The 12,687-nt window shown below is 44.1% G+C and carries 14 protein-coding genes and 1 riboswitch; of the genes, 1 reads left to right on the top strand and 13 read right to left on the bottom strand.

Features of this window, described 5'->3' with window-relative positions:
- Positions 1–104: 104 nt before the first annotated feature.
- From yabG to MKY99_RS00180, 6 genes are all read right to left on the bottom strand, one after another.
- The gene (gene yabG, locus MKY99_RS00205) at positions 105–1,007 is read right to left on the bottom strand and encodes a sporulation peptidase YabG (RefSeq protein ID WP_042183835.1); all 903 of its coding nucleotides are present in this window, start codon (positions 1,005–1,007) and stop codon (positions 105–107) included.
- A 71-nt stretch (positions 1,008–1,078) separates the two neighbouring features.
- Positions 1,079–1,963, bottom strand: coding sequence for a 16S rRNA (adenine(1518)-N(6)/adenine(1519)-N(6))-dimethyltransferase RsmA (rsmA, locus tag MKY99_RS00200; protein ID WP_042183833.1), 885 nt, complete (start codon positions 1,961–1,963; stop codon positions 1,079–1,081).
- Positions 1,960–2,511, bottom strand: a complete 552-nt coding sequence (gene rnmV, locus MKY99_RS00195) for a ribonuclease M5 (RefSeq protein ID WP_042183831.1) — start codon at positions 2,509–2,511, stop codon at positions 1,960–1,962. The genes rsmA and rnmV overlap by 4 nt, the downstream gene beginning before the upstream one ends.
- Positions 2,512–2,687: 176 nt before the next feature.
- Positions 2,688–3,851: a 3D domain-containing protein gene (locus MKY99_RS00190; protein WP_149643867.1), complete on the bottom strand. Its 1,164-nt coding sequence runs from the start codon at positions 3,849–3,851 to the stop codon at positions 2,688–2,690.
- A gap of 281 nt (positions 3,852–4,132) precedes the next feature.
- Positions 4,133–4,362: riboswitch (cyclic di-AMP (ydaO/yuaA leader) on the bottom strand.
- Between the two features lie 197 nt (positions 4,363–4,559).
- The gene (locus MKY99_RS00185; RefSeq protein ID WP_042183828.1) at positions 4,560–5,330 is read right to left on the bottom strand and encodes a TatD family hydrolase; all 771 of its coding nucleotides are present in this window, start codon (positions 5,328–5,330) and stop codon (positions 4,560–4,562) included.
- Positions 5,331–5,441: 111 nt separating this feature from the next.
- The gene (locus tag MKY99_RS00180) at positions 5,442–6,725 is read right to left on the bottom strand and encodes an HD domain-containing protein (protein ID WP_339268065.1); all 1,284 of its coding nucleotides are present in this window, start codon (positions 6,723–6,725) and stop codon (positions 5,442–5,444) included.
- 304 nt (positions 6,726–7,029) lie between these two features.
- On the opposite strand from MKY99_RS00180, the gene MKY99_RS00175 reads away from it, so the two are divergent.
- The gene (locus MKY99_RS00175) at positions 7,030–7,284 is read left to right on the top strand and encodes an AbrB/MazE/SpoVT family DNA-binding domain-containing protein (protein WP_042123095.1); all 255 of its coding nucleotides are present in this window, start codon (positions 7,030–7,032) and stop codon (positions 7,282–7,284) included.
- 325 nt (positions 7,285–7,609) lie between these two features.
- Here the strand turns inward: MKY99_RS00175 and rsmI are convergent, their stop codons facing one another.
- From rsmI to MKY99_RS00140, 7 genes are all read right to left on the bottom strand, one after another.
- Positions 7,610–8,524 carry a 16S rRNA (cytidine(1402)-2'-O)-methyltransferase gene (gene rsmI, locus MKY99_RS00170; protein WP_339268063.1) on the bottom strand — a complete coding sequence of 305 codons (915 nt, stop codon included), beginning with the start codon at positions 8,522–8,524 and terminating at the stop codon, positions 7,610–7,612.
- Positions 8,521–9,294 carry a tRNA1(Val) (adenine(37)-N6)-methyltransferase gene (locus MKY99_RS00165; RefSeq protein ID WP_042183822.1) on the bottom strand — a complete coding sequence of 258 codons (774 nt, stop codon included), beginning with the start codon at positions 9,292–9,294 and terminating at the stop codon, positions 8,521–8,523. The genes rsmI and MKY99_RS00165 overlap by 4 nt, the downstream gene beginning before the upstream one ends.
- A gap of 76 nt (positions 9,295–9,370) precedes the next feature.
- Positions 9,371–9,736, bottom strand: a complete 366-nt coding sequence (gene yabA / locus MKY99_RS00160; RefSeq protein WP_042123089.1) for a DNA replication initiation control protein YabA — start codon at positions 9,734–9,736, stop codon at positions 9,371–9,373.
- 31 nt (positions 9,737–9,767) lie between these two features.
- Positions 9,768–10,568, bottom strand: coding sequence for a stage 0 sporulation family protein (locus tag MKY99_RS00155; protein ID WP_076286882.1), 801 nt, complete (start codon positions 10,566–10,568; stop codon positions 9,768–9,770).
- A 137-nt stretch (positions 10,569–10,705) separates the two neighbouring features.
- Positions 10,706–11,680, bottom strand: coding sequence for a DNA polymerase III subunit delta' (gene holB / locus MKY99_RS00150; RefSeq protein WP_339268061.1), 975 nt, complete (start codon positions 11,678–11,680; stop codon positions 10,706–10,708).
- A 117-nt stretch (positions 11,681–11,797) separates the two neighbouring features.
- A complete protein-coding gene (locus MKY99_RS00145) occupies positions 11,798–12,241 on the bottom strand; it encodes a YaaR family protein (RefSeq protein ID WP_042183820.1) in 444 nt (147 codons plus the stop codon).
- Between the two features lie 49 nt (positions 12,242–12,290).
- Complete coding sequence (locus tag MKY99_RS00140; protein ID WP_042183817.1) at positions 12,291–12,620, bottom strand: cyclic-di-AMP receptor; 330 nt, start codon at positions 12,618–12,620, stop codon at positions 12,291–12,293.
- Between the last annotated feature and the right edge of the window lie 67 nt (positions 12,621–12,687).

Here is a 12,687-nt window from a genome sequence, read left to right as displayed (position 1 = left end):
ATATAAAAAAAGGGTTAAGCTTATCGCTCACCCTTTCTTCGCGTTACTCTATTCGGCCACTCCAAATTACCTATTAGCTTTGAAAATAGACCAGTACCTGTCGATTAAATTGCGGAAGGTGTCACTTTTAGTGCTGACAGGTTCTGCAGACGCGGCATCCCAATACGGAAGCTGCCACGGGTCTCAATACCGCCGATTCCCTGATTACCACTAATGGTGTTGTTCAAAACCTCACTCAGATTCACCGTATCCCTAATGGGCGTGAACGACGATTTTGCCGCTACATAAACTGGGTCTAGGGCATGGATCAATATCCGTCCAGGAGAACTGGCGAAATTCGCCCCTGCCCCCAGCAGTGCTTCAAAATGTGACTGACAAGCACCTGCAACAATCGTCAACGCATCAAAATTTCGCTCATAATCCCTAGCTACCCTAATAGCAGCTACGAAGTTTTGCGAATTTTTATAGCTGCTCAGACTGTGAAGATCGTAAGTATGCTGTTGCTTCAGCACCCCGTCATGACCGGTAATCACCACAATATCTGGACGCACGCGGGGCAGCAGCCGGTATAAAGTGTCAGCCATTGCGGACTCATGAACATGATGACCTTCAGCAGGGATCCGCAATTGCTCGTATAAGCTAAGGCTCTTATTCAAATACGCTGGATCGCCATCCAGATGCAGTACTTTCCCCGGCACTTCAAAATAAGCAGCTTCCTTGGGCGATGGAGCCCATGCTCCTTCTGATAGAGCGCTCCCGCTCCGCTGACTTTGCTCCTGTCGGTCTTTCCGCAGCTGTGTCAGTGATTCATTCGCTTTAATCTGTGCCTGCTGTCCTCGTTCCGTAATTCGGGTAGGAGGCACTTGAACCAAGTCATTCAGAGGAGAATCCGCCAACAGACGGAAATCTGTGCCTTTAATGACGGCTCTGTCCTGCACAATATGATCTACACGAAAAGTCAAATCTCCGCCATAAGATTTGCGAACGACCAAGTCTCCTAAATTCATTACAACCACCACCTCTACCCCATCGTATGGGCAAAGGCCTCAGTTGGTTCATAACTAGCTATGTTTTTAGCTTATTCAATTCCAGCAGCCAACAGAACACCGCTTAATCGGGCGTATTCTTCTAGACTTAACGTTTCTCCACGACGTGTTGGTTCAATACCAGCTTCTGCGAGTAAAGCCTCCAGACGCTCACGTCCCTCTTCCGGGAAGTAACGAGCCTTGAGATTGTTAGCAATCGTCTTGCGACGCTGTGTGAAAGAAGCTTGGACGACCTCAAAGAAGTGCTTCTCACTCTCAACTTCTACCGGTGGACGCTCTCTTACCTTTAGACGGATTACAGCGGACTCCACATTAGGTTGAGGAATGAACACCGTACGCGGCACAATGCAGACGAGCTCAGGCTCGCTGTAGTACTGCACGGCAATGCTAAGGCTCCCGTATTCCTTTCCTCCCGGAGAAGCGGCCATACGCTCCGCAACCTCTTTCTGAATCATTACAACGATGTTATCAAGCGGAAGCTTCTCTTCGAGCAGCTTCATCAGAATCGGAGTAGTTACATAATACGGCAGATTGGCAACTACGCTTACCTTGTTCACGGATGCAAAATCTTCTTTGAACAGCTCCTGCAGATTTACATTCAGAACATCATCATTACGAACCTTTACATGCGGATAAGGGGAAAGTACGTCCCTTAAAATAGGAATCAGCCTACGGTCGATCTCCACAGCAGTCACCGCACCGGCGGTTAGCGCCAAACGCTCCGTCAGGGCACCAATCCCAGGACCGATTTCCAATGCCCCTGATTCACTATCTAGCCCAGCAGCGTCAACAATCTTGTCCAATATATTTTGATCAATCAAAAAATTCTGTCCTAAGCTCTTCTTGAACTTGAATCCATAACGTTGAATAATTTCTTTCGTCCGTTTTGGAGTCGAAATTTCCTCTCTACCACTCATGAAGTAATGCCCCCCTGATCAATTTGGGCGAGAGCTCCGGCAAATTCCTCCCGCGTAATTCCAAACATCGCCAGCCGCTTGTACAGCTGCTTGCCATTACAATATCCGATTCCAAGCAAATTACCAAGTGCCATACGTCTTTCAGCTGCCCGAGGATGTACAAGCATTCCAGCGGCCATTAGATCATCAAGTCCAATTAAAGCAGGTGCACCTTCAAAAGAGGTATGTACATTCCGCAGCGCATGACGAATCGCCTCTGGAGAAGCGTTCTCCACACCAATATCTCCCTTGCGGGTTGCGTCCTTCTCCGGAATGAAGGCATGCTTACAGCCCGGCACCTTTGCGGACACAATCTTACGAATTCGTTCACCCGCGTGATCCGGGTCAGTAAGGATAATCACTCCTCTACGCTCCATAGCAAGCGCGATCTTCGCAATTACGGTCCGGTCTACAGCCGAGCCCCCTGTTTCGATCGTATCTGCTTCTACAGCGCGTTTAACAGCGACGGTATCACTCTTACCTTCAACGACAATTAATTCCTTAATCATATCTCTTGACTCCTTCCAAAAAAAGCAAAAAAGAAGAGGTTTCGCTCCTCTTCTTTTGGTTAAAGAATTTATAAGTGATGAGCGGTTGCTCTGCGATCAACGAAATGATCATCTGGCGTTCCTTAACGGTTATCATCACTATAGCTTATCAAAGAATAATTTGCAAAAGCTTCAGCCTAGTTTAACTCGGGCTTCACAGGTCCAATCACATAAACGGTACGCGATTTACGACCGAAATTACGGACATGGCTCAGTGAATCGTAATAGACATCTACTTTATTGCCTTTAATGGCACCGCCAGTATCTTCTGCTCGGCGGAATCCAAGCCCCTCGATATATACCCACCAGCCAATAGGGATTACATTCGGGTCTACCGCAATTGTACGACCTTCCGTTACGCGTGTTCCGGAGGCAGTTTTGGTACCAATACCTGGCTCTTCTGATGAATAAGCTGTCATGGAGACGTTCTTAATCATCTTCTTGTACTCAAAGTCTACGCCAGCCTTGCTAGTGACGTTATTAGTCTTGGCGCTAACCTTAGCCGTTTTTGAAGTGGTGTTTGATTTGGAAGTTGTTGTAGTCTTAGCTACAGCCGGCTTAGGAAGTGCTTTGGTACCAACGGCAATAATCTTATCTTTCGTTACCGTTTGTACTTCCTTACCAATCATGCGCATAGAGGCCAGTTCACCGTCTTGGTAGATCTTTTCAATATGCTGAATCATGACGCCTGGTTTGCCTGCCTGTGCCACTCTAACTGTTCCCACAGTAAGGGAGGGGTCTGCTGTCTTGATGACTCTGAAGGGTAAGTTAGTTGTTCGCTGTACGGTCTGTTTGTTGATGCGAACAATCTTAACCTCCATGTTTGCAGAAATGGTGGTGTCTAACGAAGGGAAAATCTTATCATGACCTTCTAGGGTAATGCCCATTTTCTCAATTGCTTTACCAATTGTGTCCTCGGTCGTATATAACGTTTTTGTTGCTCCATCCGCAGTAAGACTAATTTTCTGCGCACGATTGATAACGACACGGTCACCGTCTTTTATTTCATCACTCAGACCTAAAGATAGTTCATCATGCGGCTGCAGCGAAATTTGCTCTTTCTCCAACACATCACCAAGAAGCGCTTCCCGCGTTTCAAGCGTCTGTGTTTGCCCGTCTATTACTAAAAATAATTGTTTGTTACTTTGACCGTGTACGTACAGCAGAATAAGTAGCGCGATAGCGACTGAAATCACGCCTGCAAGTAAAAGTACGCGAGTATTTACTTGCTCCCACCGTAATGCGAAAGACCTGCTGGATGACTGCGAATCATGGGATACTTCTGGTTGGAATACGCCCATTCTCTCCATCCTCCTTACATAGCCCCGTCGTCAATTGTATATCATGAGGACTGAATTCCTTTGACGAAACTATTTGAGATTGTCACAGGACACGCACGTAATAACTTAGCGTCTCCTGCTCATGGATCGCCTGCTCGGCACAGCTACTCCCACCCCTGTTATATAACAGTATGTGGGCAACATTCTATTTATTCAAAAATAAAAAAGCCTAAAAAGAGTTCAACTGAGGACTCTTTCGTGGCTTCTCCAATATCAGAATAGAGAATGCTTGTGCACGAGGTTGCCTCTCTTACTTGCGCTTACGGGGTTAGCTGTCGGGTTCGGACGAAAGAGAGACGCCCTATTTCAGGTCACCCGCTCATGGCGGTTGCCCTTAAATTCACCCCAAAGACCACGTGAAGAAATCAAATACTGTCCTACGGCACGTCTAAACCGTATTTAAAATACAGGCATGCGGCAGGTCAATATTGGTTCCCCCGTTCTCCATACGGAGACTCAGCGAGACGATCCATGAATCAATGGCTGTCACTATAACACAGCTCACATCACTGAAAAGATGATATCCTGTTTTGATGCATGTTGTAAAGGACGATTCAACCACGTTTACGCAAAAATATGGTTAAAATATTGTAATATTCAGCCGTTTTTATATTAAAAAAGTTTAATATATCGGCCATTCTCTATTTTTCGCCTGTTTTGCTCCCGTTTTCACTCAATCCCAAATCGTTCCAGTGCGTTCGCATACGTTATTTTAGCCAATTCTTCCCATGTTAACCCTTTAATTTCAGCTGCTGCCTCTGCTACAAGCTTCACATGAGCGCTCTCATTTCGCTTCCCGCGGAAGGGGTGTGGAGTCAAATATGGAGCATCGGTTTCGATCAATAATCGGTCTAGTGGTGTCTGCGCAAGCACTTCTTTTGGCACTCTTGCATTTTTGAACGTAATGGGTCCTCCAAAGGATAAATGAAAACCAAGATTCAAGCACATTTTAGCTGTTTCCCAGCTTCCTGAGAACGAGTGCATCACGCCTCCAACCTCATTTGCTTTTTCCTCCCGTAAAATCCGTACAACATCCTCATGTGCATCACGATCATGAATACAAATCGGCATATTTAGTTCACGGGCTAGTCCAATTTGCTTGCGAAAAACTTCATGTTGCACATCCTTGGGAGAAGTATCCCAGTAATAATCCAGTCCGATTTCACCAATAGCCACTACTTTTTTATGGCTGCATAGAGAAGCGATCCAATCGAGATCTCCTTCTTTCATATCAATCGCATCCTGAGGATGCCAACCCACTGCCGCATAAATATAATCATAAGATTCCGCCAGCTTCATCGTTGAGGGAATCGTCTCCCGATTAAATCCGATATTAATCATCTTGCTAACTCCTGCTTCTACAGCACGAGCGATAACTTCTTCGCGATCCTCGTCGAATTGAGGTGCATCCAGATGCGTATGTGTGTCAAACAGAAACATTTTAACCCTCACTCCTTGTTCTTTTTTAAATATAAGACAATATAAGTTTCAAGCTATCCGTTATATCTTATATTTCTACTCTTCTTGTCAAAAATCCCATATTTTCTTGTATTATTTTGCAAAAATCTCTGCAATAGAAGCAGGCAATCGCGTAAGCGCATTTCTCAACTTATCCTGAGGAAAATAAAGATGATATCTGCCACGGTGAATGCCGCTAATAGAACGCACAATATCCGACACCTCTGAAATTTCCCGCAGATGATCATGCCGATCAAGCAGCAGAATTTGTTTATTGTCAAAAGCTTCTCCCGGACGGAACACATCATAGGGCAGATCTGTCGGAAAATCAATCTCCAAATCATATTCTGGGTGAAGTCCCGCTGCCGAAAAACTGCTGCGAATTTCAGTAATCATATCTGTATCGAGATTCTCCACCTCAACATATTTATACAGTTTACGATGAATAAAACGGGTACACAAGTCGCTTAGTAGCTCATCTTTCTCAAGCGTCCACTGCATAAAAGCCGTCTGTACCAGTGCTTCATCTAGCATTAAATATTGCTTCACTGTCACCTCACCACGGAACAAATCCTCCAGCGGATTAATCATGAAACTAAAATTGTACCCCTCTTGGAAAAGCTCCTTGGCTCTACGGAAAATTTGTCGCAAAATAATCTCTGAGCTACGTGTCACCGGATGAAAATAGACTTGCCAGTACATTTGATAACGCGACATTAAATAATCTTCAATAGCATGCATTCCCGATTCTTTTACAACAATTCGACCATTATAAGGACGCAGCATTCTTAAAATCCGATCAATGTCGATCGTCCCATAATTTACACCTGTATAGTACGCATCACGCAGCAAATAATCCATGCGATCAGCATCTAGCGGACTGGAAACCAGATTTACAACAATTTCGTGCTCATAAGTTTTAGCGATTACAGAGGCTACTTTACGAGGAAAATCCTCCTCCACATCACGCAAGATCTCAGTAATCTCTGTGTCCTCCAGAATAATTCGACAAGTCCAATCCTCATGATTCATTTCAAAAGCCTCTTCTATAGAATGGGAAAATGGACCATGTCCCAGATCATGCAGCAAGGCCGCACACAAGGTGAGCAGACTTTCTTCAGGAATCCAATCCTTATACCCGCTTCGTTCAAATTGCGAAATAATTCTACGTGTAATTTCGTAAACCCCTAGGGAATGAGAAAATCGACTATGCTCTGCGCCATGAAAAGTAAGATACGAGGTACCCAGCTGGCGAATTCGGCGTAAACGCTGAAATTCCTTTGTATTTATTAGTCGCCAAATAATAGTATCCTGCACGTGGATATAATTGTGAACCGGATCTTTGAAAACCTTTTCTTCTGTGAGCGGCTGCTTCATGAGATCAACTCCTTTATTAAATTTAATATGATTTTAACCAATATAAGTATATAATAAGTAATTATGTCGTACTTTGTCGAATAGTGACGTTTTTAGTCTTGGTAAATCGACAAAGTTTATTTTTTCGCTTTTTTTAGAATTCGTGATTGTTATAGGGAATTCAAAGTTTTCGTGAAAAAGCACTTATTCAACAGATGAAAAAAGGTTGACTGTTTTGGGAATCGTTGGTATTATAAATATCATAAAACAGTGAACAATGTCGAATAATGACGTTTTTGGAACATTGAGAGGAGTAACGATTGTTATGATGAAATCAACAGGAATTGTAAGAAAAGTAGACGAACTTGGACGGGTAGTTATTCCCATTGAATTGCGCCGTACTCTTGGCATTGGTGAAAAAGACGCACTTGAAATTTACGTTGATGGTGAGCGCATTATGCTTAAGAAATATGAGCCTGCCTGCATTTTCTGCGGCAACGCTGAGAACGTAACTTACTTCAAAGGAAAAATAGTTTGTCATGAATGCATTTCTACTATCCCTACCCCTGTGACAAACTAAAATAAATAGTATATAATAGAACTAATCAAATTGTTAATTCTAACCTTTTCATATCTCCTTGACCTCCCGTGACCGCGGGAGGTATTTTTTTTCTGCAATCACCAGTGTTTCCTGCCCAAAAGGTGTCTACAAGGATTTACTCCCCCCATGACACCTAATAATGATGGGTAATGCGATGAGAGCACGAAGTGAACCGAGTTTTCACCGTAATCTGGTCTATCTTGGGCTTCCTTTTGGGAACCACCTTCAGGCTAGAATCTCGTCAGCTTCGTAATACCCCTCCGCACCTTGTTAGCCTCTTAGAATTAGAATCCGTCAATAACACTTACTGCTGCTCCGTTTTATCCAGAAGTGCGTTATAAATATCCCGCTTTGAAACACCACGATCAGAGGCTGCTTTTTTCATAGCTTCTTTACGCGGCATATCTGCTGCTTCGTAATGAGCAACATGTTCTTCAATATTTAACTGGCGCCACCAAGCCGATTCCGCCATATCAGCATCTTCCTTGCTCTCGCCTTCAACGACAATGACATACTCACCAAGCGGTGGATGTTCAGCGAGCCAATCCGTACATTCCTCGATCGTCCCACGTAGAAACTCCTCATATCTCTTCGTCAGTTCACGAGCAAGCACAATTCGCCGATTGCCAAATGCTTCATGGAGATGAGCCAGTGTCTTCACCACGCGATGTGGAGATTCGTAGAACAGTATAGTCCCTTGCGCCGAACGAAGTGGACTTAATACCGCACGGATATCTTTACGTTCTCGAGGTAAGAAGCCGATAAAAGTGAACGTAGTCGTAGGCAGACCAGAGGCAATTAATGCTGACAAAGCTGCGTTAGCTCCGGGTATAGGAATTACTGGTATACCGTGACTTATGGCAAGGGCTACAAGGTCTGCACCAGGGTCGGAAATGGCTGGCAAACCGGCATCGCTGACGAGTGCCAAATTTTTTCCTTCTATTATATAGCGGATAAGTTCAGGTCCACTGGCAGCCTTATTATGCTCATGATAACTGAACAACATAGAGGGTGTAATTTCAAAATGGCTCAACAATTTCCGAGTTTGTCTTGTATCCTCAGCTGCAATAATATCGCATTCCTGCAAAGTGCGGACAGCACGATAAGTCATATCCTCTAAATTACCGATGGGTGTTGCCACTAAAAAAAGTGAACCTGTTGATTCCTGCTTATGTGTATTGTTATTGTTCTGAAAACTGCTTTGGCATGATATTGTCATGATTTACCCTCTTTAGCACCATAGTAGATGTCCATAATTTCTGGACAGTATTGATTGTCCTCATTATATACAATGAGTGGTGGATGTAAACGAACCTCCGGCTTACCATCACGTATCGCTTCAATTAATACCATATTAGCTTCCAGATGCGCACGTGGATGTACAAAGCGAATAATCTTAGGCTCGAGCCTATATTTTCTCATAAGACTAATAATATCGACCAATCGTTGTGGCTTGTGAACCATACTTACCTTTCCACCGGTGCGAACCAGTCTCACACAGGCTTGAATGACCTCCTCCAGCGTACACCCGATTTCATGACGAGCCATAGCCTGATGAGTGTTCAGCTTGAGGTCACTGCCGTTAAGCGGCATATAAGGAGGATTGACTGTTATTGCATCATATACGCCATGCCCTGCAACTTTATATAACTCACGTAAATCGCCTTCATGGATCACAACCTGATCCTGTAGCCCATTTAGAGCCACGCTACGCCGAGCCATATCCGCTAAACGGGGCTGAATTTCAATCCCTTCTATAGAAGCTTTAGTTCGGGTCGTCATCAAAATAGGGATTACACCATTTCCAGTACAAAGATCCAGGACTCTCCCACGAGGCGGAACGCTGGCGAAACGCGCAAGCAGTACAGCATCCATAGAAAAGCTAAATACTTCGTCACTTTGAATAATTCGCAAGTCATGCGTTAATAAATCATCCACCCGCTCCGTCGGCAACAAAGGAACAGATATATCGTTAAAAGAATTTGTCATGTAGTAATCTCCTAAATGTTTTGTTGAGCTAAATTCAAAAAAAACCGTAGGATCAATCTCCTACGGCTGGATATCCTCATTTATTAAGAAAAGAAAGACAGAACAGACAATCACCTTCCGTGCGTAAATGTCCAAAATAAACATTACAGATGTGAAAGCCTTCATGGTAAAGCCGGGCCAAGTTGTCATAACCTTCCCCGACAACCTCTTCTGTTCCCTCTCCGGCAGCTAAAAGAGCTTCCGCCTCCGCAGAATCTACGGTAGGATCCAAAGGTGCATCCCGCTTTAAAATTTTGCGAAGCTGTTCATTCTCCAGAGTTAACCTCTGATTAGCTTCCATCAGTTCTTTTACCGTCTGTTTCCATTCTCCAAGATTGGCGCGCATCGTTTCCATCTGTGCTTCCATATCCTGCATGTGTGCAAATATATTTTTCTTCTCCAAGTTTCCACCCCGAAAGTAACCTTATAATGGTTTACTTGACGACAACATCATCCATTGGAAGTTCCTTAACTTTGCCCACTTCAAACAACTGTACATGAACCGTACGGCTTCCGGCATTAAGTCCTACTACTTTGCCATCACCCAATGAGGTCACGACAATCTTGCCGACCGCTGGCATTTCTTCCTTTACACTCTCATAATTGTCATGCTCAAATTTCAAACAACACATCAGACGTCCACAAAGTCCTGAAATCTTCGTCGGATTAAGTGACAGGTTCTGATCCTTCGCCATTTTAATGGATACGGGTTCAAAATCCCCTAACCAAGATGAACAACAAAGTACTCGCCCACAAGGTCCAAGTCCACCTAGCATTTTAGCCTCATCACGCACCCCAATTTGCCGTAGCTCAATGCGGGTCCGGAAGATACTTGCTAGATCTTTAACCAATTCTCTGAAGTCGACCCGTCCTTCGGCCGTAAAGTAAAATATAATCTTATTACGGTCAAAAGTAAACTCTACATCGACGAGCTTCATTTTGAGACCATGGTCGCGTATTTTATTTAAACAGGTGGTAAAAGCCTCTTTAGCGGCCCCTTTGTTCTCTTCAACTACGCGTGCGTCGGTTTCTCCGGCAATACGCATCACTTTTTTGAGGGGCAAAACTACGTCGGACTCTTCCACCTCTTTTTTGCCTACGACAACTTTACCGTATTCAACCCCACGTGCTGTCTCCACAATAACATGTTGATCCCGTTCAATCGGAAAATCAAGTGGATCGAAATAATATATTTTACCCGCTTTTTTAAAACGGACACCTACTACGCTGTACAAAAATTAACCCCCTTGTTTGCCGGTAAAAGGAATCTATGGGCATGTCCGCTCCCTGATGATCCATGCTTCCTTCCTCGTCTGTTAAAACGATATTTCCAGGTAAAGCGACATCCGGAGGATATATCATAACTAATCCTTTAACTTTCCAGTCGGATTAAAAACTGCTCCAGACACAATTGGGCATTGGCATTGGATCGCAGCTTCTTAGTGCTCTCTGCAGCAAATCCCATATAAGCCACCCATTGTTCCGCACTCCGCTCACGGGCATGCCTGGAAATAAAGTCTAACTGATCTATGAAAACGATACTCTCATGCTTACGATACAGGAAGTAAAGCATATCTTTAAACCACAGATGGAACATGCTGAAAAAGATATCCAAATGTTCAGCGAGTCCGGTCTTGAACAGCTTCTGCCCAGCAGTTGCTACAGCGGAGCTGCCCTTGCCTAAGGACTCCTTAGCTAATTGTAACATTACATTTCTCATTTCTGCAAACCAATTCTGTTCCAAAAGTTTCCTGCAACCATCAAGTCCTGAACTAAGTGATACTGCACATCGAGCTAAGGGTATGGGAACGCCCTCACTTGCCAGAGCTTGGAGCATAATATCGGGGTTTAACGGACTAAATGGAATCCGCTGAGTCCGCGACTGAATAGTTGGCAATAAGGAACGGCTATTATCAGAAATTAAGATTCCAACAGCCGGAGCTGGTGGTTCCTCCAGAAATTTCAGCAGACTATTGGCAGCTTGTACCGTCATTTTGTCTGCTCCATCTATAATATAAACTTTCGGATTCACACCCTCTGACCGATAGGAAAAGACGCGCTGCAGCTCACGGATTTGATCTATTTTAATACTTGCTCCATCTGGCTGCAGCAGTGACAAATCAGGGTGGTTTCCATGCTCTACTTTGCGGCACTCCAGGCATTGCCCACAGGCATCGTCCTTGCTCTGGGTACAAAATAAAGCTTGGGCAAACATCAGCGCCGTTTTCATTTGTCCACTGCCTGCCGGCCCTGTAAATAAATAAGCATGACTCACAGCTTCTTTGCGCAAGGCATTTTGGAGTAGCCGCTTGGCGTTCTCCTGGCCTACTATATCATGAAAAGGCATAATTTCCTCCCAAAACTTTCAAACATAAGCGCCTTTAGCGTCCTTATAAGGACGGTAAGTGTTTAATCGAGAAATATAAGGCTAAAGTATAGTGTAAAGCATATACTTTCTTATATTTTAAAAAGAAAGGTTGATTAACAACCCACGGATTTCTCCAACGCGTCCTAACAGATCGATCCGGCCTTGCTCACTATTCAGCAAATCATCTGCCATTGATAGCAAAGCCGAATCAATTTCCTCAAGCAGCTTGTAACGCTTGCCACGTCCACGTCGATCCCATCCGCGTGTTTCCTTCAGAATGACGCCTCTTCGGGCCGTTTCCTCCAGAAATCTTTTGATCATCATCCGGTAGATGGTAAGCTCACGAATCGTCATAGACTTAGATAAACGATCGCCTTGAGACTGTATTTCTTTGATCTGGCGATTCAGTTCATCTTTGGTTTTCTGCTCACTTTGCTGCTGAAAAACATCAGAGAACGTTTTTTGCTGAACGGGTTTGTTAGCCCCTTCTGCATTTGGCATCTCACTCTTCAAGGGCCTATACCCCGGATTGATCTTCAAAGGTTATCTACCGCCCTTTTTATAAATGGCTTGCTAATCTATATTATACTTAATAATGTTCAAAACGATCTACAGGAAGTACGAATACAGTAGCTCCACCCACTTGTACCTCAACAGGAAGTGGCAAATACGAATCCGTTGTTCCACTCATCGGTGTTACAGGAGTGACTAACTGCTCACGCACTTTACAACTGTTTCGGATTACGGTCAATACGGATTCAATCTGACTGTCTTCTACCCCGATCATAAATGTCGTATTCCCCGCTCGTAGAAATCCACCTGTACTTGCAAGTTTAGTAGCACGGAAATTGGCTTTGACTAGCTCGCTGGACAACCGGTTACTGTCTTTATCCTGGATAATTGCAATGATCAACTTCATCTTCGCATTCCCTCCCAATACTTTTATGGTGTATTACTACTTAGAGTTACTCGTAGTAACCCTTACT

It is taken from the genome of Paenibacillus sp. FSL R5-0470 (assembly GCF_037975205.1).
GTDB lineage: Bacteria > Bacillota > Bacilli > Paenibacillales > Paenibacillaceae > Paenibacillus_AQ.
The sequence above is the reverse complement of the archived record's forward strand: the minus strand, read 5'-3'. Positions and strand labels throughout refer to the sequence as shown.

What these genes read in the sequence shown, in the direction of transcription:
- yabG (WP_042183835.1), bottom strand. Translation starts at nt 1,007, where the DNA reads ATGAATTTAGGAGACTTGGTCGTTCGCAAATCTTATGGCGGAGATTTG.
- rsmA (WP_042183833.1), bottom strand. Translation starts at nt 1,963, where the DNA reads ATGAGTGGTAGAGAGGAAATTTCGACTCCAAAACGGACGAAAGAAATT.
- rnmV (WP_042183831.1), bottom strand. Translation starts at nt 2,511, where the DNA reads ATGATTAAGGAATTAATTGTCGTTGAAGGTAAGAGTGATACCGTCGCT.
- MKY99_RS00190 (WP_149643867.1), bottom strand. Translation starts at nt 3,851, where the DNA reads ATGGGCGTATTCCAACCAGAAGTATCCCATGATTCGCAGTCATCCAGC.
- MKY99_RS00185 (WP_042183828.1), bottom strand. Translation starts at nt 5,330, where the DNA reads ATGTTTCTGTTTGACACACATACGCATCTGGATGCACCTCAATTCGAC.
- MKY99_RS00180 (WP_339268065.1), bottom strand. Translation starts at nt 6,725, where the DNA reads ATGAAGCAGCCGCTCACAGAAGAAAAGGTTTTCAAAGATCCGGTTCAC.
- MKY99_RS00175 (WP_042123095.1), top strand. Translation starts at nt 7,030, where the DNA reads ATGATGAAATCAACAGGAATTGTAAGAAAAGTAGACGAACTTGGACGG.
- rsmI (WP_339268063.1), bottom strand. Translation starts at nt 8,524, where the DNA reads ATGACAATATCATGCCAAAGCAGTTTTCAGAACAATAACAATACACAT.
- MKY99_RS00165 (WP_042183822.1), bottom strand. Translation starts at nt 9,294, where the DNA reads ATGACAAATTCTTTTAACGATATATCTGTTCCTTTGTTGCCGACGGAG.
- holB (WP_339268061.1), bottom strand. Translation starts at nt 11,680, where the DNA reads ATGCCTTTTCATGATATAGTAGGCCAGGAGAACGCCAAGCGGCTACTC.
- MKY99_RS00140 (WP_042183817.1), bottom strand. Translation starts at nt 12,620, where the DNA reads ATGAAGTTGATCATTGCAATTATCCAGGATAAAGACAGTAACCGGTTG.